Below are 25,536 nucleotides of genomic sequence, written 5' to 3' on the forward strand. Positions count from 1 at the left end.
AGGTTGGAGTCTTTATTGACTATCAGTAGGAATACCCTTATAATTCGACTCAACTGTTAATTGAAACGTTTCACTAAAAGGAAGAACCGCACTATTTTATCCTAATCCTTGGAGGTTCCAGTATGAATGAACACAAACTTACATCTTTAGTAAACGAAATGACATTGGATGAGAAGATCGCCCAGCTGACTCAGCTTGCCACTCCATTTTTTAAAGGAGCAAGTGATGGAGGGCAGATCACAGGCCCGATGGCCGATATGGGAATAACCGATGAAATGATCGAGAACACCGGATCTGTTCTCGGTGCGTCCGGAGCAAAAGAAGTAAAGAACATCCAGAGAAAGCATTTGGAAGAGAACCGTTTAGGCATTCCTTTATTAGTGATGTCTGATATCGTGCATGGCTATAAAACGATTTTTCCCGTCCCGCTGGCAATCGGCTGCTCATGGGATATGGAACTGGCAGAGAAAAGTGCAGAAATTGCGGCAAAAGAGGCGTCGGTATCAGGTGTGCATGTCACGTTTGCTCCGATGGTAGACCTTGTACGTGACCCTCGCTGGGGAAGAGTGATGGAATCGACAGGGGAAGATCCTTTTTTAAATGGTGAGTTTGCCAGGGCATTTGTCCGCGGCTTCCAAGGAAAAGACCTGACCAAGGACACGGACCGCGTCGCTGCCTGCGTGAAGCACTTCGCAGCTTACGGGGCACCGGAAGGCGGGCGTGACTACAACACGGTCGACATGTCCGAACGGGAGCTTCGTGAAAATTACCTTCCTGCTTATAAAGCGGCGCTTGATGAAGGCTGCGAGATGGTGATGACCGCTTTTAACACGGTACTTGGCATACCCGCTACAGGAAACAAGAAGCTGATGCGATTGATCCTCCGCGAGGAAATGGGATTTGACGGCGTGCTGATTTCCGACTGGGGAGCAGTGAAGGAAATGATTCCTCACGGTGTTGCTGAAGATGAAAAGGAAGCTGCTTTGAAAGCCCTCACGGCTGGAGTCGACATCGAAATGATGACTGCAACGTACGCGAAATACTTAAAAACATTGGTCAATGAACAGTCTCTGGATGAAGGACTCATTGATGAAGCGGTGTTAAGGATATTGACGTTGAAAGAGAAGCTTGGTCTATTTGAAAACCCATATCGCGGGGCGGATGAGAAGCTTGAAGAAGAAATCGTCATGAGTGCTGCTCACCGTGAAGCAGCAAGGGAACTCGCTGCTAAATCAGCAGTGTTATTGAAAAATGAAGGCGTTTTACCTCTTAAAAGAGATCAGAAAATCGCGTTGATTGGCCCTTTTGCAGAAAACGGGGATATTCTCGGACCTTGGTCATGGCTTGGTTCAAAGGAAGACGCGGTAACGATGAAGGAAGGGTTTTTACAAAAAATCGCTCCGGCGCAGCTGACCGTTGCTAAAGGCAGTGATATCGAAACGATCATTGAGGAACAAATACAAGAAGCGTTGGAAGCGGCAAGAGACGCAGATGTGATCGTCCTTGCACTCGGCGAGGATTCTGAAATGAGCGGTGAAGCAGGATGCCGCGCGGATATCAGGCTCTTGGGGGCACAGCTCGAACTGATTCAGCACATCAAAAAACTTGGCAAGCCGATGGTATCCGTCTTATTCAACGGACGTCCGCTCGATCTTCACGGCGTGTGGGATCAAACGGATGCCGTACTCGAAGCATGGTATCCGGGAACGGAAGGCGGAGCAGCCATGGCTGACGTGTTATTCGGAGACCGCAACCCATCCGGCCGCTTAACGATGTCCTTCCCTTACAGTGCAGGCCAGATACCGGTTTATTATAATCACTTCAATACTGGAAGGCCTAAGGGAGCTCCTGATGCACAGGAACGCTATGTATCGCAATACCTGGATATTCCGAACAGTCCGCTGTTCCCATTCGGATTCGGGTTGAGTTACACGGAATTTACTTATGGCAGCATGAAGCTCTCACGTGAAAAAATGACCTGCGATGATTCACTGGAGATTTCCGTTAAAGTGACAAACAGCGGAAAGGTTTCCGGGGAAGAGGTCGTTCAGCTTTACGTTCGTGATGTGAGCGGAGAAGTGGTCCGCCCGCTGAAAGAACTGAAGGATTTTAGAAAAATCTGCTTGGAAGCAGGGGAAACGAAGGAAGTGACCTTCACCCTTTCAGAGGAACAGCTGCGTTATCACCATTCCGATCTTACTTTTACAAGCGATCCGGGAGCATTCATCGCTTATATCGGGGGGAACAGTAAAGAAGTCTTAAGGAAATCATTCACATTAGAAAAATAGAGAAATGAGGGGAAAGAAATGGATTCAAACGTAGTACTGACATCAAAAGAACTCACATTTACCTTTTTACCACGCGGCGACTTGTTTGCGGTTACACATAAAGACATCATGGTGAACGGACTGATGACCAATGTGATCGATGGATCATTGAATAATCTATATTTACGAATCCATGGGTCGGACGGAATCAAGTTCGCACCTATGGTTGGAATAAAGTCAGAAAGCACAGTCGAATGGGCGGAATCCCAGGTGAGATGGATCGGTTCTTTCGAAGGCGTTTCGTATGAAGTCATTTTCACGTTGACTGATAAAGGGGTTTGGTTCTGGGATATAGAGCTCGACGGGAAAGATGTTGAAGCCGACGTGATTTATGGACAGGACCTCGGTCTTGCAGATAAAGGCGCAGTCCGGTCCAATGAAGCCTATATGTCTCAATATATCGACCATCGTGTTTTTGAAAGTGAAGAAAAAGGCTATGTCGTCTGCTCCAGGCAAAACCAGCCTCAGTCCAGTGGATTTCCTTATCTTCAGCAGGGATCTCTCGGGAAAACGGCAGGCTATTCCACTGACGGCTTCCAATTCTTCGGTTTGTCGTATAAAGAAAGTGATGTACCGGAAATTTTAACAAAAGATGCTCTTGCGAACGAAGTGTATCAGTATGAATTCGCTTATACGGCTTTGCAATCCGCGAAGGTTGTACTGAATGGAAAAGAACGCTTTACGTTCTACGGAGTGTTTAAAAAAGACCATGCGGAAGCGATTGAGATGCTTGAATATGAAGATGAAATTGCATCAGCATGGGAAGAGGCACGCGGGATCGTTTCGGAATTCAGGGCTTCAGGTGATACCGTGCGGTTAAAACCTGATATCGGCAAGCCGCTAAACACACTTTCCATGACGGAAATTGAAGTAGAGGAACTGTTTTCAGACCGTCACAATGAGGAGCGTGAAGGCGATGTGCTGCTATCCTTCTTCACAGATACGCATGAACATGTCGTGTTGAAAGAGAAGGAATTGATGGTGGAAAGGCCTCATGGGCATATTTTGATGTCGGGTGAAAACCACCGCCTGAAGGAAAATACGATCACGACGACATCGTTCATGTACGGAATGTTTAACTCACAGCTGGTGGTCGGGAATACTTCTTTTAATAAAATGTTGACGAACCAGCGCAGCCACCTGAATGTGATGAAGACGTCAGGTCAGCGCATCTATGTAGAGGTGGATGATGAATACCGCCTATTGACAATGCCATCGATGTTCGAACTTGGCTTCAACTACGCACGCTGGTACTACAAGACAGAGGACGATATGATCGTCGTGACGAATCATACCGTGGTCGATTCGCCTGAAGTACAGCTGCATGTGAACTCGGGGAACGGCAAGGCATATCGTTATCTGGTGACAAACCAGGTGACGATGAATAACAACGAGTATGAAAGAGGCTTCCATCTGAACCAGGAAGGTGACGTCCTTACCGTGACAGCCGATCGGGAATCGGACAGCAGTTCAACTTTCCCATATTTATGTTACCGGATGAAAGTGGACGGCGCGAAGGTCGAAGTCGGTCGTGAAGAAAGGATTGCTGTGAATGTGGAGGATGGGGAAGCTTCCCTTGTCATCCTTGATGTCAGTGCATCTGCGGAGTGGGATCTTACTGTGCAGGGTCTTCTGAATGGAGAAGAGCTCGACTTTGTGAAGCGCGACGTGAATGAAGAGATCGAGAAATACCGCGATTACTATAGAGGGGTCATGAACGGATTCAAGCTTTCACAAGAAGAAGGCATGACTGCTGAGCTTGAGAAAGTAAATGCGCTCGCCTGGTGGTATACACACAATATGCTTGTCCATTATTCAGTTCCGCACGGTCTGGAGCAATATGGCGGAGCTGCATGGGGAACGCGTGATGTGTGCCAGGGACCGACAGAATACTTCATGGCGACACAGAATTATGAGTCAGTAAAGGAAATCATCAAGACCGTCTACTCCCATCAATACGAAGATGACGGCAACTGGCCGCAATGGTTCATGTTCGATAAATACTTCAAGTTCCAGCAGGATGACAGTCACGGGGATATCATCGTCTGGCCGTTGAAAGTAGTAAGCGATTATATTGCCGCAACGAATGATTATGGCATTTTACAGGAAGAAATCCCGTATACAGAGCGTGACGGCTTCGGATTCACTGAAAAGAAAGCGACACTGCTTCACCACATCCAAAAGGAACTCTCCTATATCAAGGAAAACTTTCTGCATGATACTTTCTTATCCTCCTATGGCGACGGGGATTGGGATGACACGCTGCAGCCGGCGAATGCCAATCTGAAAAAATACATGGCTAGCAGCTGGACGGTTGCATTGACCTATCAAGTGGTCGTGAAGCTGGCCTCTGTGCTCGATGGTGTCCTTGACGAGGAAGCGAAGGAATTCACTGCGCTTGCTGAAGGAATCAAAGAGGATTTCAATCAATACATCCTTCAGGATGAGGTCATCCCGGGATTTGTCTACATGGAAGAAGCGGGCAAACCGGAATTCATGGTTCACCCGACAGATACGAAAACAGGCATCCATTACCGCCTGCTGCCGATGAACCGAAGCATCATTTCCGAACTGTTCACACCTGAACAGGCTGCTTCACACTATGCGTTGGTGAAGGAGCACTTATACTGTCCGGATGGTGTGCGTCTGATGAATAGACCTGCAAAGTATGAAGGGGGAGTGAGCACACACTTCAAACGCGCTGAACAGGCTTCCAACTTCGGTCGTGAAATCGGACTGCAATACGTCCATGCCCACATCCGCTATGTGGAAGCGATGGCCAAGCTCGGCTACACGGATGAAGTGTGGAACGGATTGGAGATCATTAATCCTGTCGGCCTGAAAGATGTCGTGCCAAACGCGGAAAGACGCCAGAGCAATGCCTATTTCAGCTCTTCAGACGGAAAATTCAACACCCGCTATGAAGCGCAGGAACGATTTGGGGAATTGCGAGACGGTTCCGTTCCTGTTAAAGGCGGCTGGAGAATCTATTCAAGCGGACCTGGAATCTACATGAACCAGCTGATTTCGGCTGCTCTCGGTTTTCGCCAGGAAAGTGAGGACCTTGTGATCGATCCGGTTCTTCCTGATCACCTCGACGGCATGACATTTGACTTCATGTTCAACCACCGTCCAGTCACATTTGTCTACCATATGGGAAGCGGAGATGGAAAACGAGTTGTCGTAAACGGACAACAAGTTGATGGCGAAACAGTCTCCAACCGCTACAGAAGCGGGGGACTCCGAGTGGAAAAAGAAGAACTGGAGCAACTCCTGAAAAAAGACAACAATCAAATAGACATCTATATCTAATAGCGGACATCCGCTCACAAAAGCCTGCCCCTGTACCAACGGGCGGGCTTTCTGCTTTCTTCCACACACTAAAGCAGCGAGGGACGGGCGTTTAATGGTGCACCGCGTTAGAGTGGACTGGGACGGGCTTTCAACAGAGCAGCGCAGTAAAGTTAGTCTGGGACGGGCCTTCACCACTCCAGTTAACCAGCAGCTGGGAAACCCCTGGAATTTGATTTCACCAGCTCTTTCGATAAAATATGAGGTAACAGTATTCTATGAGAGAAGGTGAGCATTTGAATTCAATACCGGATCATTTGCAAGAAGGGCTGCATATCGTATTTATCGGTTTCAATCCAAGCATTATGTCAGGTAAAACAGGGCACCATTATGCCAACCCGACGAACCGGTTCTGGAAGATCCTCCATCAATCAGGCTTGACTCCCCGTTTATACCGGACTGAGGAGGATGGGGATTTGATAGAGCTTGGCTATGGAATGACGAATATCGTTGCAAGGCCAACTAAGGATGCTTCTGAAATCAAGAAGGATGAATATGAAAAAGGGAGAATCATCCTGAAAGAAAAACTGGAAACGTATAGACCCCGTGCAGCCTGTTTTGTCGGAAAAGGAGTCTATCAGCAGTTTGCCAAGAAGAAGAAGGTTCCCTGGGGATGGCAGGAGGAATCGGTAGTCGAAGGAGTCCGTGACTTCGTTGCCCCGTCATCCAGCGGCCTTGTACGTATGAAAGTAGAAGAAATCGCGGAAATTTATAGACAGTTGCTGATTGAAGAAAAACCTGTTTGAAGTCATCCTTTGACATGTATAGATCGATGGTAATTGCCCGGCATCTGTCGGGTTTTTTTTGACTGCAGGTCCAGCGGATAAAAATACAGGATTAGCAGAATTTAAGTTAGGGCATAATTACGCATACATAACACGGGCCCGTCTCTTCACTGCATTAAAGCACCGAGGGGCGGGCTTTAAAATCTTTAAAATCTCTTTATAATCTTCCTTTTAATCCAGGTTTAAGACAGTCCCCATAAGGGAAGAGGACGGAAAAGTTGAACATTTTCAGCTGGATACTTTAGATATACAGGGTGTGAAAGAGATGATCGACATGCTTAAAAAAATACCAAGAGCCGCGAAACGCTATGCGAGAATGACGAAGCGGGAGAAGTGGAATGAGCTGTATTCCAACTTGTGGGTGACACCGATGATATATGCGATGCTCTCCCTATTTCTGGTCTTCATCACCATTTGGACAGATTTAAAAATGAATGTCTATCAAGAGATGCCTTCTTTCCTCCGGGTCGATTACGGATTGACAAAGACGATTTTAAGTACATTGACGGCAGGAATCTTATCTCTGACCACCTTTACTTTTTACGGGGTCCTCGGTGCCTTGTCCACCTTCTCAAGCCAGTTCTCACCAAGGATCCTTAAAAATTTCATGATGAATAGAGTGACACAGAGAACACTCGGGATTTTCAGCGGCAGCTTTCTTTATGTACTATTTTGCTTATTTTTCATCAATGAAGATACGGCTCAGGCATACAGTTTGATCCCGACAGCTGCCGTATTGACCGCTCTGCTCACGATCAGTACGTTCGCTGTATTCATCAACCATATCGTCACCTGGCTGCAAGTGACCAACTTGACAGAGCAAATCAAGCTCGAATCCGTGGATATCATCGAAAGCTCGCTCGTCAATGAACTGAAGCCTCATAAAGCAAAGAATCCCGATGACGTTAAAATGCAGGTGCCGGGGGGCGAAGGGAAAACGTTGAAGGCAGAACAGTCAGGTTATCTGCAGAAAATCGACTTCGCTGAGTTGATCCGGAAAGCCACCAAAGATAACCTGGTCATCCGATTGGAAAACCGCATAGGCAGCTTTGTTTTCCGGTCGACTCCCTTATTGACGTACTGGAATCCGTCACCAGACTTTGAAATAGATGAAGGCAGCTATTTGGAGATGTTTCAGGTCGGTAAAAATCAAACCGAGCTCCAGGACATCGAATTCAGCATCAATAAATTTGTGGAAATCGCGATCCGGGCACTCGGCAATGATGATCCGAAGACAGCGACGAATATCATTTATCAAATCGGGGACCTGCTCATTCAACTTTCGGAAATGGAAGTATTCTCGCCATACCTCACAGACCGGGACGGGAATCTGCGTGTCATCATTAAAAATTTGACGTATGCCGATTATCTCTACCGCGGCTTTGCATCGATCAGGCACTATGCGAAAAAGGATGCGGTCATAACGGGTGAACTGCTTACCGTTTTAAATGCCATCGCCCATGCAATCGATGAAAAAGACCACCAGCATGTCTGGGATTTCACCCATTACACTGCCATCGGCTTCAACCATGACCTGCTCTATGACTTAGACATCAATCGATTCAACGACGTCCTGAAGGAGATTGCAGAAACAACCGGAAATATAGACAGTTTTGATGAACTGATGGAGAAAATCAAAAAATAAAGCATCATGTCAAAGGCCCGTCCCTCGTCACTTCACCGCGCTGAAGGCCCGTCCTTCAGGCGTTATTGCGTGACGGGGGACGGGCGTTTTATTTTCTGTTATACTAGACGAATAGTTTAAATATTTCGATTTTTATCTGCGGGGTGTACATTCGAGAAGCTTGGACTACATAGAGACCCCATCTGTTTTGGCATGCTTGATTTGGATAAGGCATTAAAAGCTAAAGGGGTGCAAGTCTGTGGAGAAGTTTGCATGTTTTCGTGTACCGCAATCCATTTTTTACGGTCGAAGTGCTTTTGGGAATGTAGGCAGGGAAGCGGCTGAGCGGGGCAATAAGGTACTTATCATCAGTGATAAAATCATGGAGGAACTGGGATATGTCAGTGAGTGCCGTCAGTTTTTACAGGAACAAGGGGTGGCGAGTGCTGTATATCTCGGTGTTCATTCTGAACCGACAGATCAATATGTCTCTGAATCACTGGAGATGCTTGAAAAAGAAGGGTGCGATCTAGTCGTATCCCTCGGTGGGGGAAGTTGCATCGATACGGCCAAGGCGATTGCCGTACTGGCATCGAATGGCGGTTATATCGGGGAATATATGGGAGGCAGTCGAATCGCCGATAAACGGCCGCTTCCTCATATCGCCATTCCGACAACGGCGGGAACGGGTTCGGAAGCGACCGATGTGACGGTCATCACAAATACGAAGAATGATGTGAAAATGATGATCAAACAGCCTGCTTTTATGCCGGATGTTGCCATTGTCGACCCGCTCTTGACCATTTCCTCGCCGAAAAGTGTCACGGCTGCGACGGGAGTAGATGCATTAAGCCATGCAGTTGAAGCATATTTGTCAAAAAAATCCCATCCGATGACCGATACAGCTGCTCTTTCAGCCATGGAGCTGGTCGCTGACAACCTGCTCACCGCTTATCACGATGGTGAAAACGTGGATGCACGTGAAGCGATGAGCCTTGCTGCCATGCAGGCGGGAATGGCGTTTTCAAATGCTTCGGTCTGTCTGGTGCATGGGATGTCGAGGCCGATCGGGGCGTTGTTCCATGTGCCCCACGGCTACTCGAATGCGATGCTATTGCCTGCTGTCCTCGAATTCAGCAAAGAGTACTGCATCGACCGCCTGGCGGATGTTGGGCGTATTTTTGAAAAGGAAAACAGTCACCTATCGAATGAGGAATGCGCTGAAATCGCAGTGACCTCGGTCAAAAAGCTTTGTATGGAGCTCAACATCCCGAATCTGAAGGGATGGGGAATAGATGAAGATGCGTTCAGTAAAGCTGTGAGCAAGATGACAGAGGATGCCTTCATCAGCGGCAGCCCTGCCAACAACCCGCGGGTGCCGGACAGGGAGGAGCTGGAGGCTTTGTATCATGCCTGTTATGATTATAGGTTTGCATTAGAGGAAAAGGTAGAGAAGTAGTTTTGCAGATACAAGAAAGATTTGAATCAATAACCAACTTAAAACCACTCTTGAAAGGGGAAATCATTCATGGCGACTGCAACGACGAACACATTGAAGAACTTCATTAACGGTAAGTGGGTGGACGCTAAAACCGAACACTACCAATCCGTACCGAATCCAGCTACAGGCGAAGAACTGGCACAGGTTCCGATTTCATCAAAGCAGGACGTGGATGACGCGGTCAGCACGGCAAAAGAAGCGTTCCAATCCTGGAGCAGGACGCCTGTACCTAAACGGGCCCGCATTCTATTCAAATATCAGCAGCTTCTTGTTGAAAACTGGGACGAGCTTGCAAAGCTGATCACAGAAGAAAACGGGAAGAGTTTCAAAGAGGCTTACGGAGAGGTACAGCGCGGAATCGAATGTGTCGAGTTTGCCGCTGGTGCACCTACCCTGATGATGGGGAAACAGCTCCCGGATATCGCGACGAATATTGAATCGGGCATGTACCGTTATCCTGTCGGCGTGGTCGGAGGCATCACCCCTTTCAACTTTCCGATGATGGTGCCTTGCTGGATGTTCCCGCTGGCGATTGCCTGCGGAAATACATTTGTCCTGAAGCCTTCTGAGCGGACACCTCTTCTTGCCAACCGTCTGGCAGAGCTTTTCCAGGAAGCGGGTCTTCCGGACGGCGTGCTGAATGTCGTCCATGGTGCGCATGACGTGGTGAATGGTCTACTTGAGCATAAGGATGTTCCTGCGATTTCCTTTGTAGGATCGCAGCCTGTGGCGGAGTATATTTACAAAACTGCTGCAGGGAACGGCAAACGTGTACAGGCGCTGGCCGGAGCGAAGAACCATTCCATCGTCATGCCGAATTCCGACCTTGACGCAGCAGTGAAAGAAATTATTGCTGCGGCATACGGATCGGCCGGTGAACGCTGCATGGCCTGCTCTGTTGTCGTAGCAGTCGGGGATGTTGCGGATACCCTGATCAAGAAACTGAATGAACAAGCGGATGCCATAAAAATTGGCAACGGCATGGATGATGATGTGTTCCTCGGCCCTGTCATCCGTGATGATCATAAAAAGAAAACGGAAAGCTATATTGTCAGCGGGGTGGAAGAAGGAGCAACGCTGGTGCGTGATGGCCGTAATGATGAGGCATACAAGGATAACGGCTACTTCATCGGCCCGACCATCTTTGACAATGTCACCTCATCCATGAAAATCTGGAAGGACGAGATCTTCGCACCGGTGCTGTCGGTTGTTCGCGTGGAAACCCTGGAAGACGCCATCAAGCTGACGAATGAATCAGACTTCGGAAACGGAGCCTGCCTGTTCACGAAAGATGGAAGCGACGTCCGCTATTTCCGTGAATTCATCGAAGTGGGGATGCTAGGTGTTAACATCGGCGTACCTGCACCGATGGCATTCTTCCCATTCTCCGGCTGGAAGAACTCCTTCTATGGAGACCTCCACGCGAACGGATCAGACGGAGTCGAATTTTACACAAGACGCAAGATGCTTACAGCACGCTGGTAAAAATGAAGCCCGTCTCTCATGCGAAGAGGGACGGGCTTTCAAATTGGACTTCTCAACATAGGATTTCTGTGGTAAGATATTCATAACTTACAAGAAATGGAGGTTTTCCCTTTGATCTTAATCAGACTTCGATTCCGCGCTATGAACAGCTAATTGAATATGTTCAAAGCTCTGCCTGTGTGCAGGGTAAATGGAATTGGTCTGCCTATTTTTAAGGGAAACTTCATTTGACGGTGAAGAAGAGGGGACGAAGGACTCTTCTTTTTTTATGTCTTAAAAATAGAACTGAATAGTGGACTTAAAGAGTACCCACGGTTTTACACTTGATGGAAAAGGGTATCCTAAAGTCATGCCGGCCCCATGAAAGATAAGGAAGCGGACCTCTATTTTCTTATGAAAATAGTTCTTCATGTGACCGGCTGACGGAACCATTTACAACAAAACACAGGCAGCGGCCTGTGTTTTTTCGATATTAATAGAATGGGAAGTGAATGTTTATGATGGAAGAACGTTTAAGAGCCATCGCCCTGGGTGTAAACACAAAGGAACAGGGAGAAGATTTTGAATATAGCATGCTTGAATTGAAAGGACTGGCGGAAGCCCGCCACATAGATGTTTTGGCAGAAATGACGCAGAACCTGCCGAAGAGAAATCATGTGCACTATATCGGAAAAGGGAAAATCGATGAGCTCCTGCCTTTGATCGAAGAAATGGAGGCGGATGTCCTCCTCGCAAATGATGAGCTTTCGCCGTCACAAATCAGGGTCCTTGAAGAAAAACTCGATATCAGGGTGATGGACCGGACCATGCTGATCCTCGATATTTTCGCAGAGCGCGCCAAAACGAAAGAGGCACAGCTTCAGGTAGAGGTGGCGCAGCTCCAATATATGCTGCCGCGGCTTGTCGGAAGACGGGAATCACTTGGTCGTCAAGGCGGGGGATCGGGTCTTGCGAACAGGGGTGCGGGTGAAACGAAGCTTGAGCTCGACCGCCGCCGCATCGAAGATAATATCACGGCACTCAACAAAGAACTTGAAGCGTTAGTCGAGCTGCGGAAAACACAGCGTAAACAGCGAAAAAAGAGTGGACTTCCGATCGTATCGCTCGTCGGGTACACCAATGCCGGCAAATCAACGACAATGAATGCACTGATTGGGACATTCAATCCCGGCGAAAACAAGCAGGTATTTGAAAAAGATATGCTGTTCGCCACATTGGACACATCTGTCAGGAACATTACACTCCCTGACAACAAGGCATTCCTGTTGACCGACACAGTCGGTTTCGTCAATAAGCTTCCTCATCACCTCGTGAAGGCATTCCGCTCCACGCTTGAGGAAGTAGCAGAAGCAGACCTCATCATCCACGTCGTCGATTATTCCGATCCCCATCATGAAACATTGATGAAGGTCACGAATGAAACGCTCGATGATATCGGAGTCGGGGACATCCCGGTGATCTATGCCTTCAATAAAGCCGAACTTGTAGATGAGGAGAAGCTCGGCACCGTCGTGAATGACAGAATCTATCTTTCCTCTAAACAACGAAAAGGCATTGATGAACTGACCGCTGTCATCAAAAGCCATGTTTTTAAAGATTATAAAAAATGTGACATGCTCATCCCATTCAGCCAGGGTCAGCTGATCTCCTATTTCAATGAACATGCCAATGTGCTTCATACGGAATACGAAGAGAATGGAACAAAGCTGACCGTGGAATGCAGAAGTGCGGATTATGAGAAGTACCAGGAGTATGTGGTTCAATAAACCAGACACCATGAGAAAAGGACTTTTTTTGGAAAGTCCTTTTCTTCATTGAATTATTCCATTGATACTATTAAAACACTATTAAGAAAGATCGATAGATCCATCATCCACAGCCCCAAGCTTTTCTCTGAAAATATAAAAGTGAAAGAAATATTCCTCGATTGCAATCAATAAAGCGGATATGAATGCGGAAGGAGCCGCTATACGTGCGTTCAACCCTTCAAACCACATCACCACTGTCCAGACCAGAAAAAATGCAATGACCAGATCAACTGCAGTGGTAACGACATTGTTTGTTTTATGTAAAACTGCCATATCTCCCGCACCGTAAGAAATTGCTCCAAATAGAATCACAATGATGGTCACACTTTCGCCTGAAATGCGAAACCCCATGCTGAGAACAATTGAAAAAACTGCCAGCGTCATGATTCCTTTAATGGCGAATGCCTTTGCATGCTTCATGGAAAATCTCCTCCTTAGAGGCTTGCAGCATCGTTTCATTTGTTATTCCCGGCTTGATGAAAGATAAACAATCAAGGAACCCTCCTAGAAAAATCTTCCGTTATCGGCTACACTGTAAGTAACTTACGAGCGTGGTGATACATATGTTCAAAATCTTATTGATCGAAGACGATACAACTTTATTCAACGAGGTGAAAAACCGTTTGGCGCAATGGCAATACGACGTATTCGGAATCAATGATTTCAGCAAAGTGATGCAGAAGTTCTCCGAAACAAAGCCTGACCTGGTCATCATTGATATCCAGCTCCCGAAATTCGATGGCTTTCATTGGTGCCGGATGATCAGGTCCCATTCCAATGTTCCGATTCTGTTTCTGTCTTCGCGGGACCATCCGACAGACATGGTGATGTCGATGCAGCTTGGGGCGGATGATTTCATCCAGAAGCCGTTTCACTTTGATGTTCTGATTGCTAAGGTGCAGGCGACGCTCAGACGGGTCTACAATTACAATACAGAACAAGTAAGTCTGAAGACGTGGTGCGGGGCACAAGTAGACTATGAGAGAAATACCATTTCTAATGACCGAGGGACAGTCGAATTGACAAGGAATGAAATGTTCATTCTAAAACTGCTGATCTCCCATAAAAATAAAATCGTCACGAGGGACAGTTTGATCAATGCGTTGTGGGACGATAAGCGGTTCATTAGTGATAATACGTTGACGGTAAACGTGAATCGACTGAGGAAACGCCTGGACGAGATCGAATTAGGTAAAAATATCGAAACCAAGGTGGGGCAGGGATCCATCGCCCTGGAAGAGGAATAGATATGATACGTAAATACATCTGGGAAAGAAAAGGCTGGTTCCTGCTTTTTCTCTTTATGCAGATTCTGTTGATATTCGTTGCTTTTCTTGATTCGGAGATCACTGTGTCCTCGATTCTTTATGTGGTCTATCTTTCCACTCTAATATTTATTCTGTTTATCATCGCACGTTATACTATAGAAACGAAATTTTATAAAGAACTGGAAGAATGGGACAGCAACCTTAACGTAACGGGACTACCGGAGCCTCACTATCCTTTTGAAAGAATAATTCATGAAAACCTGGTGGAACAGGCGGAGCAGCTTAGGGAAGAAATAGCGGAAAACCGGAGGATGCTTGAACAGGAGAAAGATGATCTGCTTTCTTGGATCCATGATGTAAAAACTCCGTTGACTGCCATGAGCTTAATCATCGAACGCATAGACGACCCTGAATTTAAGGCACCGTTAAAATATGAATGGCTCAGAATCCACCTGCTCCTCGATCAGCAGCTTCATCAAAAGAGGATTCATTTTATAGAGAATGATCTTTATATAGAAAAGACGGATCTCGAAGAAATCATTCACGGGGAAATCAAAACTCTGCAGTCCTGGTGCATTCAAAAAGGGATCGGATTTGATATTTATCTGGAAGCCAAAGAAGTCCTCTCTGACGGCAAGTGGCTTGCTTTTATGCTGCGGCAGCTGTTGACCAATGCGGTGAAATACAGTGAAGCAGGCGATATCCATATTATGAGCTATCGTAAAAATGGACGAACCTGCCTATCCATAAAAGATTTCGGCAAAGGCATTAATGCGAAGGATCTTCCGCGGATCTTTGATAAAGGATTTACCTCAACGGTCGATCATCAAAACACGGCTTCGACCGGGATGGGCTTATATCTGACGAAGAAAGTAGCCGGCCCCATGCATATCGATATGAGAGTCGAGTCCATACAAGAGGAAGGATCGACTTTCACTCTTATCTTTCCTAAAAAGAATGAATTCGTTCACACGATAGGCATGTGACAATAATGTCACATGCTTTTTCATATTGTTCGGATAATAAAAGGAAAAAGGTCTTCCTGCTTTTTATAATAAAGCTATCAAATCAATAAAAGGAGTTACTAAGTATGACGATTTTAGAAGCAGTAAAACTTCATAAAAGTTATGGAAATAAGTTCAATAAGCAGGAAGTGCTGAAAGGGATCGACCTCAGCATCCATAAAGGTGAATTCGTCGGAATCATGGGCGCATCCGGTTCCGGGAAGACGACTCTTCTCAATGTCCTGTCTTCCATTGATAAAGTGAGTGAGGGGTCGATTACCATTGAAAGCAATGAGATGACACGCATGAAGGAAAAGAAGCTGGCAGAATTCAGGAAGAATCACCTTGGTTTCATCTTTCAGGAATATAATTTGCTCGACACATTGACGGTAAAAGAAAATATCCTGCTGCCATTGTCGATCACCAAAACACCCAAGAAAGAAGCGGATAAGAAGTTTGATTCCTTGGCCGCACAACTCGGGATAGCGGAAATCAAGGATAAATATCCGAATGAAATTTCAGGGGGGCAAAAACAGAGAACATCTGCTGCCCGTGCGTTCATTCACAATCCAAGCATCATTTTTGCTGACGAGCCGACAGGTGCACTTGACTCGAAATCGGTTTCCGATTTGTTGAATAAACTTGGAGAATTGAACGTTCAATTAAGCTCCACGATTGTCATGGTGACGCATGATCCGGTCGCAGCCAGCTATTGCAGCAGAGTCATTTTTATAAAAGACGGACGGATCTATACGCAATTGAATAAAGGTGAACAGGATAGGCAGTCGTTTTTCAAGGACATAATGAAAACGCAAGGCGTCCTGGGCGGTGTGCAGAATGAACATTAATACGCTCATATTCAGAAACCTGAAGATAAACCTTAAGAATTATTATTTATATGTCTTTGCCCTTGTGTTCAGTGTCGCTCTTTATTTTGCCTTTGTGACCCTTCAATATGATCCGTCCATGGATGCAGCAAAGGGATCAATCAAAGGAGGAGCTGCAGTCAAGGCAGGTTCGGTCCTGCTGGTCGCCATCGTTTCGATCTTCCTGCTTTATGCCAATACGATCTTCATCAAGCGCAGAAGTAAAGAAATCGGGCTTTTTCAGTTGATCGGAATGACGAAAAATAAAATTTTCCGGATCCTGACGATAGAGAATTGCATCCTTTATTTCGGCTCAATGGTGCTTGGCATTGTGGTTGGCTTTTCCTTTTCGAAACTGATCATTATGATCCTCTTTAAAACAACAGGAGTCGATGCGATTGCAAAGCTTCATTTTTCTGAGCAGGCATTGATTCAGACACTGATTGTCTTTGGTGCCATCTATGTGTTAATCATGGTGATGAATTTCCTTTTTATCAAGAGGCAGAGTATCTTAGCGTTGTTCAGAGTCCGTTCATCCACTGAGACAAAAGGAAAGAACGTGTCAGGATGGATCATGGTGATCGGGATCCTTGGGATCATCCTCATTGCGGCAGGTTACTATATCTCTTCCAAGCTGTTTGAAGGGGATTTTCAAACCATAGAAGAGCTGTTTGCTGCGATGATCTTCATCCTCGCATCGGTCATCCTCGGAACCTATCTGTTTTATAAGGGGTCAGTCAGCTTCTTTTTTCAGATGATCCGGAAAAAGAAAGGTGGTTACCTGAATATCAATGAGGTCATGTCTCTTTCTTCGATCATGTTCAGAATGAAGTCCAATGCACTGCTTCTGACCATCATCACAACTGTTTCGGCGCTGGCCATAGGGTTGTTGTCACTGAGTTATATCTCCTATTACTCAGCAGACAAATTGGCTGTGGATAATGTCCCATCCGATTTTACATTTACTTCGAAAGAGGCTTTTAAGAGGTTCAAGGATGAATTGGAACAAAACAACATCGAATACAGTAAAGATGAAATGGAAGTCATCCAGGTTTCAGCTAATCTAGAAGACATCACCGAATCTGATTTTGCCGTGAACGGTTCACTGAAGGAAATGCCTACTTCCTTTATCAGTGAAAAGGAAATCAAGGAAGTGGAAGTGGCTGAAGACGAAGTTGTATTCAGCGGATACAGTGATATGCTGCAGAAAGTCCTGCCACTTGCGGATACAGGCGAGATAGTGCTAAAAGGGAAGTCAGAAACCTTCAACCAGACTTATATCGGGATGAGGGATGAATTTCCGATTTCATGGTACTATACTGCAGGCGGATCCCCAGTCGGCATTGTCGATGATACCATCTTCGAAAGGTTGAAACAGGACCTTGATCCTGCAATTCAGAGAGAATCCAGCCTATATATCGGAGTGGATATCGACAATGATGATAATGTGGAAGAAGCGAATGATCTGTTCCATGAGCTTGGGTTCAATGAGGAATATGGACATGATTCACAGCTTGACTTGGCGGGCAGTCAGAAACGACAGATCGGCCTTGTCATGTTCATCGTCGGTTTCCTTGGCCTTACTTTCCTGATTACGTCAGGATGCATCCTTTACTTCAAGCAAATGGATGAAAGTGAAGACGAGCAGCCCAATTATACGATTCTGAGAAAGCTTGGTTTTACACAATCCGATCTTCTTAAAGGAATCAGTGCCAAGCAGCTCTTTAACTTTGGGATTCCGCTGATGATCGGCCTCCTTCACAGCTACTTTGCCGTCAAGTCCGGATGGTTCTTATTCGGCGGGGAATTCGATACACCGATGATCATCGTTATGGTCTTATACGCGGCATTGTACTCGATTTTCGGTATACTGTCCGTTCTCTATTACAAAAAGGTAATCAGGGAAGCGCTATAAGATGAGAAAAGCTCCGGTTTATTAACGACTGGAGCTTTTTACTTTTGTCATTAGTTGGTAAGATAATCATAATACATACGAAAGCAGGGATCATGATGGCTGCAAATCAATAGATAAATCTCTATCAAACGATAAAAATAGAAGAAAAAATGGAGGGGATCTATGTGATTTCATTACAAGGGAAAACAGCCATCGTAACCGGAGCAAGCCGTTCAAACGGAATCGGGACTGCTATCTGCCTGGCACTTGCCGAGGCAGGAGCAGACGTCTTTTTCACACACTGGAAACTATTCGATGAAACGGATGGGAGTGGAATGGAGAAGGAATGGCCCAAAATTCTAGAGGAGAAGTTAATCAAGATGGGGGTCCGTGCCGCCCATATGGAGGCAGATCTTGAAGATGATCAGTCACCCAGGAGGATTCTTGGTGCCGTCAAGGAATCTCTAGGGACACCGGACATCCTGATCAACAATGCAACGTACTGTGCACCTTCCAATTTCCGTCATTGGACACAGCCATTCTGGACAAGCATTACACCGTGAACAACCGCGGTACGCTCATGCTTTCGCTGGAATTTGCCAAAGAATTTGAGAAGGCGAATCCGGAAGGGGGAGAAGGGCGGATCATCCATATGGTATCGGGTGGACCTGATCCCGACAATCTAGCCTATATCGCAACCAAAGGTGCATTGAAAGCCATCACGCCTCCGCTTGCCACTGGTCTTGCACCGCTCGGCATCACCGTTAATTCGGTCGATCCAGGTCCGACTGATTCAGGCTGGATTGATGAAGAACTTGCGAAGGCATTTCTGCCGATGTTCCCAATGGGGCGACTTGGACTGCCTGAGGATGCTGCAAAGCTGCTCCGCTTCCTTGCAAGCGGTGAATCACAGTGGGTAACAGGGCAAATCATTGAATCCAATGGGGGATTCTTAGGTAAATAGATAGAAGCAGCCTGCTGAGGATTCAGCAGGCATTTTTTAAGGGAAATGTCGAATATAGCCCGGGAAATTTGTTGAGAAAGTGTGAGCTTTGACGGTTGTTGGGTGCCGGATGGAATGAGGGAGCTTTTTTGATTAATAAATGGTAGGAAATCATATGTTCATTAGAATCATTCTTAAAGGAGCATATATCAGGAAAATGGATCGTATTTTTTGTCGAATGGATCATAAAAATGTAGAGTGGATCGTATTTCTTCAAAATTGATCATAAATCCACAAAATGGATCATATAGTCGTTCAAACTCAAAAAAGGGACAAAGATTCAACCGATCTTCATCCCAAAATTACGCTTCTCAAATTAAAATTCACCCTAATCTATATTACAAATCTCAATCGGACAGTTTTCGCACCCGATTTCTTCCCTCAGGTAGCTGAGGCCAAGAATGATGATTTTTCCACTGGGATCATATTCGATGATATTCTTTTTCTTTAAATCACTCAACATCCTGTTGACACTCTCTCTTGTTGCTGCGCAAAATTTTGCCAGATCCTGATTAGTCAGATGGATGTCGAGAAGAATGCCTCTCTCCATTTTCACTCCATACGAATTGGAGATGCGGATCAACGTGGAATAAAGAGCACCTTTCTTGCCGTGCATGACCAGATCCCTGATTTTTGATTGGTTCTTTCTCAGCTGGGTGGAAATCCATTTCATGAATTCGAAGGTCAGCGGCGCATCGTTGATCAGAGCATTTTCAAGGTTATCTCTCTGAATGGCCAGGACTTCCCCATCTTGGATGGCAACGGCGCTTAACATATAGGTAGCGTTATCGGAGAAGAGAGTCAGTTCCCCGATATAGTCGTCTTTTTTGCAAATGCGCATGTTTAATTCCTTGCCTTCAAGGCTCAACTTGCTTATTTGAAAAATACCGGATGTAATCAGGAACAATTCATCCGCTTTTTCACCTTCCTGAAACAAAAAGGAGCCCTTTTTTACCGAACGCGGGGTTCCGATTGAATGCAATAGGGAAGATAAATCCTCTGATACGGAGGAAAGATCACTTTTTCTACTCATGATATCCATCGATGCATCACCCCTTTTGAAGTTAAGTACGAGCCAATAGCATATTGAAACATGTATTTCATATATGCCTTTTCATTATAAAATTAACACTTTAGCCCTGAGTTTACAACAAGATTTTGGAAATGTCGGGCAGTAAATAGAGGGAGAAAGTCTGAGGTTTTAACGTAATTATCTGTACAAGGCTGGTTCTTTTTTTGTGTGGAAATGGACTTACTTTCAAGCTACTAACCAGCCCCCTCGAAACATATACATATCAAAGATATCAAACAACCAAGACAGCGGGAGGCTTCAGTATGAAAGGGGAAATCGAAGAAACAGCCAATTATATGGTAGAAGAACTTCGAAAGAGACAAAATCCTGACGGAAGCTGGTCGTTTTGTTTTGAAAACAGTCTGATGACGGATGCTTATATGATCATCTTGATCAGGTCATTATTTTTGAATGAAGATCAGCTTCTTTCCCAGTTAGTCAAAAGACTTTTGAACATGCAGACGGAAGAAGGAACATGGAAGGTGTTCGAGGATGAGAAAGAAGGGAATCTTTCTGCCACGATCGAGGCTTATTTTGCATTGCGGTTCAGCGGCCTCCTTGATGAAAAGGATACTCGTTTGAAAAAAGCTGAACAATTCATCAAGGGAAATGGGGGATTGGAGGAGGCTCATACACTTACAAAGCTGATGCTTGCGGTTCATGGCCAGTATGAATGGAGATATCTGATGCCCGTTCCGATTGAAGTTCTTCTTATACCAAAGACTTTTCCAATCAGTTTCTGGGATTTCAGCAGCTACGCAAGGGGACATATCGTTCCATTTATATTATTGAGGGATGAGCGGTATCATTTAAAGACATCCCGAACTCCAAACATCAGGCATCTGTTCCTGCATACAAGTCGTGATCAGGAGAGCTCCGAGAACCGGATTTTTCTCCTGGAAAAACTAAAGGAAGGTGTCAAGGGGCTTGCGGGTCTCCCGGAATCGATCCGTTCACATGCACGTCAGTTTGCACACGATTATATGCTGAAGCGGATTGAAAATGATGGAACGTACTTAAGTTATTTCAGCACTACTTTTTTTATGATTTTTGCATTGAAATCCATCGGATATAAGGAAGACTCCCCGTTCATAAGAAATGCCATAAATGGGTTAAAGGCAATGGTATGCCAAACCGATAACGGACCTCATGTCCAAAATTCCCCTTCCCGTGTCTGGGACACCGCACTGATCAGCGATACACTTCAAGAGTCAGGTGTCGCCTTTCAAGACGAAACGATAAACAGGTCTGTCGGTTACTTGTTAAAGCAGCAGCATTATAAATTCGGGGATTGGGCCATCGAAATTCCAACCGTTTCACCAGGGGGCTGGGGGTTTTCCGAAAGCAATTCGATTCACCCTGACGTCGATGATACGACTGCTGCCTTGCGCGCCATCACGTATTCAGCCAGTGAAAAGCCTGATATCCGGCAAGCATGGGAGAGGGGAGTCGAATGGGTGCTGGGGATGCAAAACCGTGATGGTGGCTGGCCGGCTTTTGAAAAGAATAAGACGAAAGGGATCCTTGCTTCATTCCCATTGGATGGGGGAGAAGCGGCAGCGATTGATCCCTCTACAGCAGACCTGACAGGGAGGACGCTTGAATTCCTCGGCGGCAGGGCAGGACTCTCTAAGGATCATCCGAAAATGAAAAGGGGCATTGCGTGGTTAAAGCTTAGTCAGGGAGAAAACGGCTCCTGGGCAGGCAGGTGGGGAATTCATTATATTTATGGGACATGGGCAGCTGTCACAGGGATGAGGGCTGCAGGGGTTCCGTCAACGGACAAAAGTATCGAGAGGGCAAAGAGATGGCTCGAAAGCATTCAAAGAAGTGACGGGGGCTGGGGAGAATCGTGCTACAGCGATCAGAAAAACAAGTATATTCCGCTCTCCTTCAGTACAGCCTCACAGACAGCGTGGGCACTAGATGCGCTCATCAGTATATCCGACCGTCCCGACGATGCCATAGAAAAAGGAATGAAAAGGCTCGTGGACCTAATCAACAATGATCAGCCCTCCCCGGCAGATTCGTACCCGACAGGAGCAGGTCTTAAGGGGAAATTCTATATCCACTACCACAGCTACAAGTGGATATGGCCGCTTGTGACATTGAGCCATTATCTGAATAAGTACGATTGAGGGCTTGAGTTCCAGGCCCTCACCGCTTCACCCCGCTAAAAGCCCGTACCTTGCTGCACCACAGTGCTAAAAGCCCGTCCCAGCCCACGTTAACGCGGTGCACAACTAAACGCCCGTCCCTCGATGCACCACCGTACTAAAGAGTTAGAATATTCTTTACTTATCAGGCATAACATCTTAAACTGTGGGTGGGAAGTAATTTTTTCCAAAATAAAAAAGGAGGAGATCAAAGATGGATAAAATTCTAGACGGAGTTACGAATAAAGGAAAAAAGTGTGAGGTTCGACATATTAAAACGTAGTGTAGGAGGAAGTTATGAAGACAACCTTAGAGAAAGTAAAAATAGTAGAATATCATGAAGGTCTCGCGAAAGGGGTCGCGAAGATGTGGAACGAAAGCCGGGAAAACTGGGGCGGGGATTCCACTGTAACGACAGAGCAGGACGTCATAGAAAAAGAGGGGAACTCTACGAATCTGCATCTATATCTCGCTATGATCGATGAAGAGGTGGTCGGATACTGCGGTTTATCACAATACTGTGAGGATGAAGGTGCGCTTTATATTCCGCTATTAAATGTCCACCCGGACTATCACGGATTGAAGATCGGGAAGCAGCTCGTACTGAAAGCCCTAGAAAAAACGATTGAATTGAAGTGGCCACGACTGGACTTATTCACGTGGCCGGGTAACACCAAAGCCGTTCCGCTTTATAAAAAGTGCGGTTTCTTCTGGGAAGACCGGGATGATACCACTCATTTGATGAATTTCATTCCTGCTGTTTTACAAATCGACTGGCTCAAGCCATTCTTTGACAAACATGACTGGTACTCTGCGAGTCAGCGTGTCATCGAGGTGAAGCCGGATGGAATAAAAGATAAGGATCATACTTATTATGAATACAAATGGGAAGCCGGGGACGAATTTGTCCGAGTCCAATTTGAACGGACAGGACGAGGGATCCGCCTGATTGAAACACAGGATCTACTCGTGGAAATGAAGCTTCCGGACTTTAAGCTTCTCGAAAAAAAAGAGCATCCCGTTACCTATCATGTTGTTAATAAAACGGATGCACCAGTGGAATTGTCCCTTTGGGGCATGTCCACGGAAGTCGTAAATCATAGTTTCATAGGGAAGGAAACGGTGGAAGACGAGTGGAGCGGTGAATATCCTGCTGTCCTCACTCTGCCCGACCGGGAGCCAAGCCAATGGAAAACACATCCGGTGGTGTCGGCAAACATTGAGGTTAACGGCAAATTATTCCCTTTGAAGATGGGTGTCTATCCAAAGCAGGCAGGCAAACTGAATTTACGCTCGGTGAAGAAATATTGGCGTCCAAATCAGAAAGCGGTTTTTCATCTGGATATCGAAAGCCAGCTTGAGGGCGATGCCCTATGGACGATCAAGCTGCCTCAAAGCGAGGTTGTGAATTGGGAACAAACTGATGTGACAGTTGAATTAAAAGGGAAAAGCAGGGTTTCCGTGCCTATGATGGCTGAGCTTTTTAAAAATGGTTTCTATTCAGAAGACGTCAAGGTCGAAGTCAAGAAACAGGACGGGGAATGCTTCGAATTCCAATCAAAGCTGACTATTGCCTTTCCTGGACTCGGCGCACGGTTCGGAGGGGAAACCGAGGAGCACTGGACAGCGTATAACGGCCCTTATTTCGTCGAAATCGAGAAAAGAAATCATTTCGTCAAAATCGGTTCGCTTCATTCCAAACAAAACCCGATGACTCTTTTTACACCAAAACTGGGTAAGCCGTTCAGCGAAGAGTTTTCAAAGAAAGAAGCTTCTTCCGTGGAGTACATTGAAACCCGAGAGGCCTTTGTCGTGAAGACCACTTTGGAATCAGAAGCTTTTTCATCGGTGATCCTGAATACGTACATGAAGATATACGGATCCGGAATCGTGGAAATCAAGCATGAAGTCGTGAATAAATCCGAAGAAACAAAAGAGCAGCTCTATCTTATCCAGCCGCTGCCGATTGAATTCAAGCGGATGGCGATCCCGCAAAAAGAGGGCGTGGTCGTTGGGGATGAAGCGATGATGCCGTTCATGGATTATATCCGTGATAAAGAAATCTCAGAACGCTGGCTGTTCACATCGGCAGCGAATGGAGAAACAAAGGGTCTTGCGTGGCCGGAAACTGCGCTGGGGAGAAAAAATGAGTGGCATTTTGCAATTGAGTATAAAGTCGACCATGTCCCATCTCAGGAGGAAGTATGCCTGGGTCCGATTCAAGTAGGGATCAATGCATCCCCATCGTGGGAAGAGTGGAGATCATTCGTACTCGGGGATGATATAGACAGTATGGAAGTATGTCCGCTTTATTGTCTTGAAGCATCTGACGGGAATCTTATTTCCCCAGCTCGCGGGAAGGTGAACTATTCATTCCGGTCAATGCTTACACCTTATCTCGAAGGCAAGCTGTTCCTGGAGAATGAAGGGGAGAGTGTGGAACAAACGGTGACGAAAAAGGATGAAGTCACAGAAGTGAATGCGGAACTGCGTCACCTTACACCGGGAGTAAAGCGCTTAACTGGCCGATTCCAATCCCGCGGTCAGCTGGCATCACTTGAATCCGCAATTCTTGTAACAGGAGAAAAAGAAATCGGGATTGTCGAGAATGATGATGGCTGGACTGTAGACAATGGCGTAATTGCCTTCAAAGCGGCAGCCGGCTATTATCCTGGAATCTATTCATTGATTTATAACAATAAAGAATTCCTTCACCATCAGTATCCGGAACCGGGACCGAAAGCCTGGTGGAATCCGTGGGGAGGAGGGGTTCGTTATACCTTCATGAATGTAAGTCCCTACTCGATGCTGAAGGAACCGACAAGCGTGGAACCTGCCACCAAGAAGGATGAGCATGGAAATAGCTGGAGAGGCCTTTCCGTTACCACGGTGTTTAAAGAGCACGAAATGATGAAGGGTGTCACCATCCGTCAATACGCCCTGACCCTTCCTGAGGTGCCCGTTCTTGCTTTCTATTGTGAGATCGAACAGGAATCCGGCCGAACGTTTGTCAAAGAATCCGTGGATCTGGAGGCATTTTTCAAGCCTGGTGAAGCATTATCCTCATGCTATGTGAAGCTGCCGTCCCCAGGGAAATTCAATACCTATTATGCGGGTGTGGAAGAATTTGTCCTAGGCGACAGTCCATTCATCCATGCCGGTTCCGATGAACGTAAAGAACAGGCCATGCTGATCCACCCAGATACTGCTAAAATGACCGAAGCGTATATCAACCAGGAAGTGCTGGTAGCTGCTTCTTCAGTAGAGTGGTCAGCTGCTTCAGGTGAAAGTGTGAAGGTAAAGCCGACCGTGATGATCTTGGGTGCGGAAGACCTTTCCCGATCGTATCAGCAAATAAGAAAAATATCGTTCAAGTAATGGGAGGTGCCCGC

The 25,536-nt window shown here is 46.1% G+C and carries 15 protein-coding genes and 1 pseudogene; 14 read left to right on the plus strand and 2 right to left on the minus strand.

The window, feature by feature from the left end; genetic code table 11:
* Positions 1-122: 122 nt before the first annotated feature.
* The 7 genes from bglX (at position 123) to hflX (ending at position 12,839) form a co-directional block, all read left to right on the plus strand.
* Positions 123-2,288 carry a beta-glucosidase BglX gene (bglX, locus tag ACXAFV_RS12375; protein WP_475126839.1) on the plus strand — a complete coding sequence of 722 codons (2,166 nt, stop codon included), beginning with the start codon at positions 123-125 and terminating at the stop codon, positions 2,286-2,288.
* An 18-nt stretch (positions 2,289-2,306) separates the two neighbouring features.
* Positions 2,307-5,639, plus strand: a complete 3,333-nt coding sequence (locus tag ACXAFV_RS12380) for a GH36-type glycosyl hydrolase domain-containing protein (RefSeq protein WP_475126840.1) — start codon at positions 2,307-2,309, stop codon at positions 5,637-5,639.
* Positions 5,640-5,914: 275 nt separating this feature from the next.
* A complete protein-coding gene (locus ACXAFV_RS12385) occupies positions 5,915-6,424 on the plus strand; it encodes a mismatch-specific DNA-glycosylase (protein WP_475126841.1) in 510 nt (169 codons plus the stop codon).
* Positions 6,425-6,737: 313 nt separating this feature from the next.
* Entirely contained in the window at positions 6,738-8,108 is a 1,371-nt protein-coding gene (locus tag ACXAFV_RS12390) for a DUF2254 domain-containing protein (RefSeq protein ID WP_475126842.1), read from the plus strand.
* Positions 8,109-8,346: 238 nt separating this feature from the next.
* Complete coding sequence (locus ACXAFV_RS12395) at positions 8,347-9,546, plus strand: iron-containing alcohol dehydrogenase (protein WP_475126843.1); 1,200 nt, start codon at positions 8,347-8,349, stop codon at positions 9,544-9,546.
* 69 nt (positions 9,547-9,615) lie between these two features.
* Entirely contained in the window at positions 9,616-11,073 is a 1,458-nt protein-coding gene (locus ACXAFV_RS12400) for a CoA-acylating methylmalonate-semialdehyde dehydrogenase (protein ID WP_475126845.1), read from the plus strand.
* Between the two features lie 500 nt (positions 11,074-11,573).
* Positions 11,574-12,839: a GTPase HflX gene (gene hflX, locus ACXAFV_RS12405; RefSeq protein WP_475126942.1), complete on the plus strand. Its 1,266-nt coding sequence runs from the start codon at positions 11,574-11,576 to the stop codon at positions 12,837-12,839.
* Between the two features lie 81 nt (positions 12,840-12,920).
* Here the strand turns inward: hflX and ACXAFV_RS12410 are convergent, their stop codons facing one another.
* Positions 12,921-13,301, minus strand: coding sequence for a DUF2512 family protein (locus ACXAFV_RS12410; protein WP_475126846.1), 381 nt, complete (start codon positions 13,299-13,301; stop codon positions 12,921-12,923).
* A 143-nt stretch (positions 13,302-13,444) separates the two neighbouring features.
* Here ACXAFV_RS12410 and ACXAFV_RS12415 point away from each other — a divergent pair, with 143 nt between their 5' ends.
* The 5 genes and pseudogenes from ACXAFV_RS12415 to ACXAFV_RS12435 all read left to right on the plus strand — a co-directional run bounded on the left by ACXAFV_RS12415 (position 13,445) and on the right by ACXAFV_RS12435 (position 18,877).
* Positions 13,445-14,128, plus strand: coding sequence for a response regulator (locus ACXAFV_RS12415; RefSeq protein WP_475126848.1), 684 nt, complete (start codon positions 13,445-13,447; stop codon positions 14,126-14,128).
* 2 nt (positions 14,129-14,130) lie between these two features.
* The gene (locus ACXAFV_RS12420) at positions 14,131-15,135 is read left to right on the plus strand and encodes a sensor histidine kinase (protein ID WP_475126849.1); all 1,005 of its coding nucleotides are present in this window, start codon (positions 14,131-14,133) and stop codon (positions 15,133-15,135) included.
* A 104-nt stretch (positions 15,136-15,239) separates the two neighbouring features.
* On the plus strand, positions 15,240-16,001 hold the full coding sequence (locus ACXAFV_RS12425) for an ABC transporter ATP-binding protein (protein WP_475126850.1): 762 nt from the start codon (positions 15,240-15,242) through the stop codon (positions 15,999-16,001).
* On the plus strand, positions 15,991-17,934 hold the full coding sequence (locus ACXAFV_RS12430; RefSeq protein ID WP_475126852.1) for an ABC transporter permease: 1,944 nt from the start codon (positions 15,991-15,993) through the stop codon (positions 17,932-17,934). Before ACXAFV_RS12425 ends, ACXAFV_RS12430 begins: the two co-directional genes overlap by 11 nt.
* 149 nt (positions 17,935-18,083) lie before the next feature.
* A pseudogene (locus ACXAFV_RS12435) lies at positions 18,084-18,877 on the plus strand (SDR family oxidoreductase).
* A gap of 367 nt (positions 18,878-19,244) precedes the next feature.
* Here the strand turns inward: ACXAFV_RS12435 and ACXAFV_RS12440 are convergent.
* On the minus strand, positions 19,245-19,958 hold the full coding sequence (locus ACXAFV_RS12440) for a Crp/Fnr family transcriptional regulator (RefSeq protein WP_475126854.1): 714 nt from the start codon (positions 19,956-19,958) through the stop codon (positions 19,245-19,247).
* A 293-nt stretch (positions 19,959-20,251) separates the two neighbouring features.
* Here ACXAFV_RS12440 and shc point away from each other — a divergent pair, with 293 nt between their 5' ends.
* Positions 20,252-22,126 carry a squalene--hopene cyclase gene (gene shc, locus ACXAFV_RS12445; protein WP_475126855.1) on the plus strand — a complete coding sequence of 625 codons (1,875 nt, stop codon included), beginning with the start codon at positions 20,252-20,254 and terminating at the stop codon, positions 22,124-22,126.
* A 315-nt stretch (positions 22,127-22,441) separates the two neighbouring features.
* Positions 22,442-25,522, plus strand: coding sequence for a GNAT family N-acetyltransferase (locus tag ACXAFV_RS12450; protein ID WP_475126856.1), 3,081 nt, complete (start codon positions 22,442-22,444; stop codon positions 25,520-25,522).
* Positions 25,523-25,536: the final 14 nt, after the last annotated feature.

Source organism: Rossellomorea sp. ABR4_012 (assembly GCF_056159545.1).

Excerpts from the sequence above, each read along its gene's own strand:
- bglX (WP_475126839.1), top strand. The coding sequence starts at position 123 with ATGAATGAACACAAACTTACATCTTTAGTAAACGAAATGACATTGGAT.
- ACXAFV_RS12380 (WP_475126840.1), top strand. The coding sequence starts at position 2,307 with ATGGATTCAAACGTAGTACTGACATCAAAAGAACTCACATTTACCTTT.
- ACXAFV_RS12390 (WP_475126842.1), top strand. The coding sequence starts at position 6,738 with ATGCTTAAAAAAATACCAAGAGCCGCGAAACGCTATGCGAGAATGACG.
- ACXAFV_RS12400 (WP_475126845.1), top strand. The coding sequence starts at position 9,616 with ATGGCGACTGCAACGACGAACACATTGAAGAACTTCATTAACGGTAAG.
- hflX (WP_475126942.1), top strand. The coding sequence starts at position 11,574 with ATGGAAGAACGTTTAAGAGCCATCGCCCTGGGTGTAAACACAAAGGAA.
- ACXAFV_RS12410 (WP_475126846.1), bottom strand. The coding sequence starts at position 13,301 with ATGAAGCATGCAAAGGCATTCGCCATTAAAGGAATCATGACGCTGGCA.
- ACXAFV_RS12415 (WP_475126848.1), top strand. The coding sequence starts at position 13,445 with ATGTTCAAAATCTTATTGATCGAAGACGATACAACTTTATTCAACGAG.
- ACXAFV_RS12420 (WP_475126849.1), top strand. The coding sequence starts at position 14,131 with ATGATACGTAAATACATCTGGGAAAGAAAAGGCTGGTTCCTGCTTTTT.
- ACXAFV_RS12425 (WP_475126850.1), top strand. The coding sequence starts at position 15,240 with ATGACGATTTTAGAAGCAGTAAAACTTCATAAAAGTTATGGAAATAAG.
- ACXAFV_RS12430 (WP_475126852.1), top strand. The coding sequence starts at position 15,991 with ATGAACATTAATACGCTCATATTCAGAAACCTGAAGATAAACCTTAAG.
- ACXAFV_RS12440 (WP_475126854.1), bottom strand. The coding sequence starts at position 19,958 with ATGGATATCATGAGTAGAAAAAGTGATCTTTCCTCCGTATCAGAGGAT.
- shc (WP_475126855.1), top strand. The coding sequence starts at position 20,252 with ATGAAAGGGGAAATCGAAGAAACAGCCAATTATATGGTAGAAGAACTT.
- ACXAFV_RS12450 (WP_475126856.1), top strand. The coding sequence starts at position 22,442 with ATGAAGACAACCTTAGAGAAAGTAAAAATAGTAGAATATCATGAAGGT.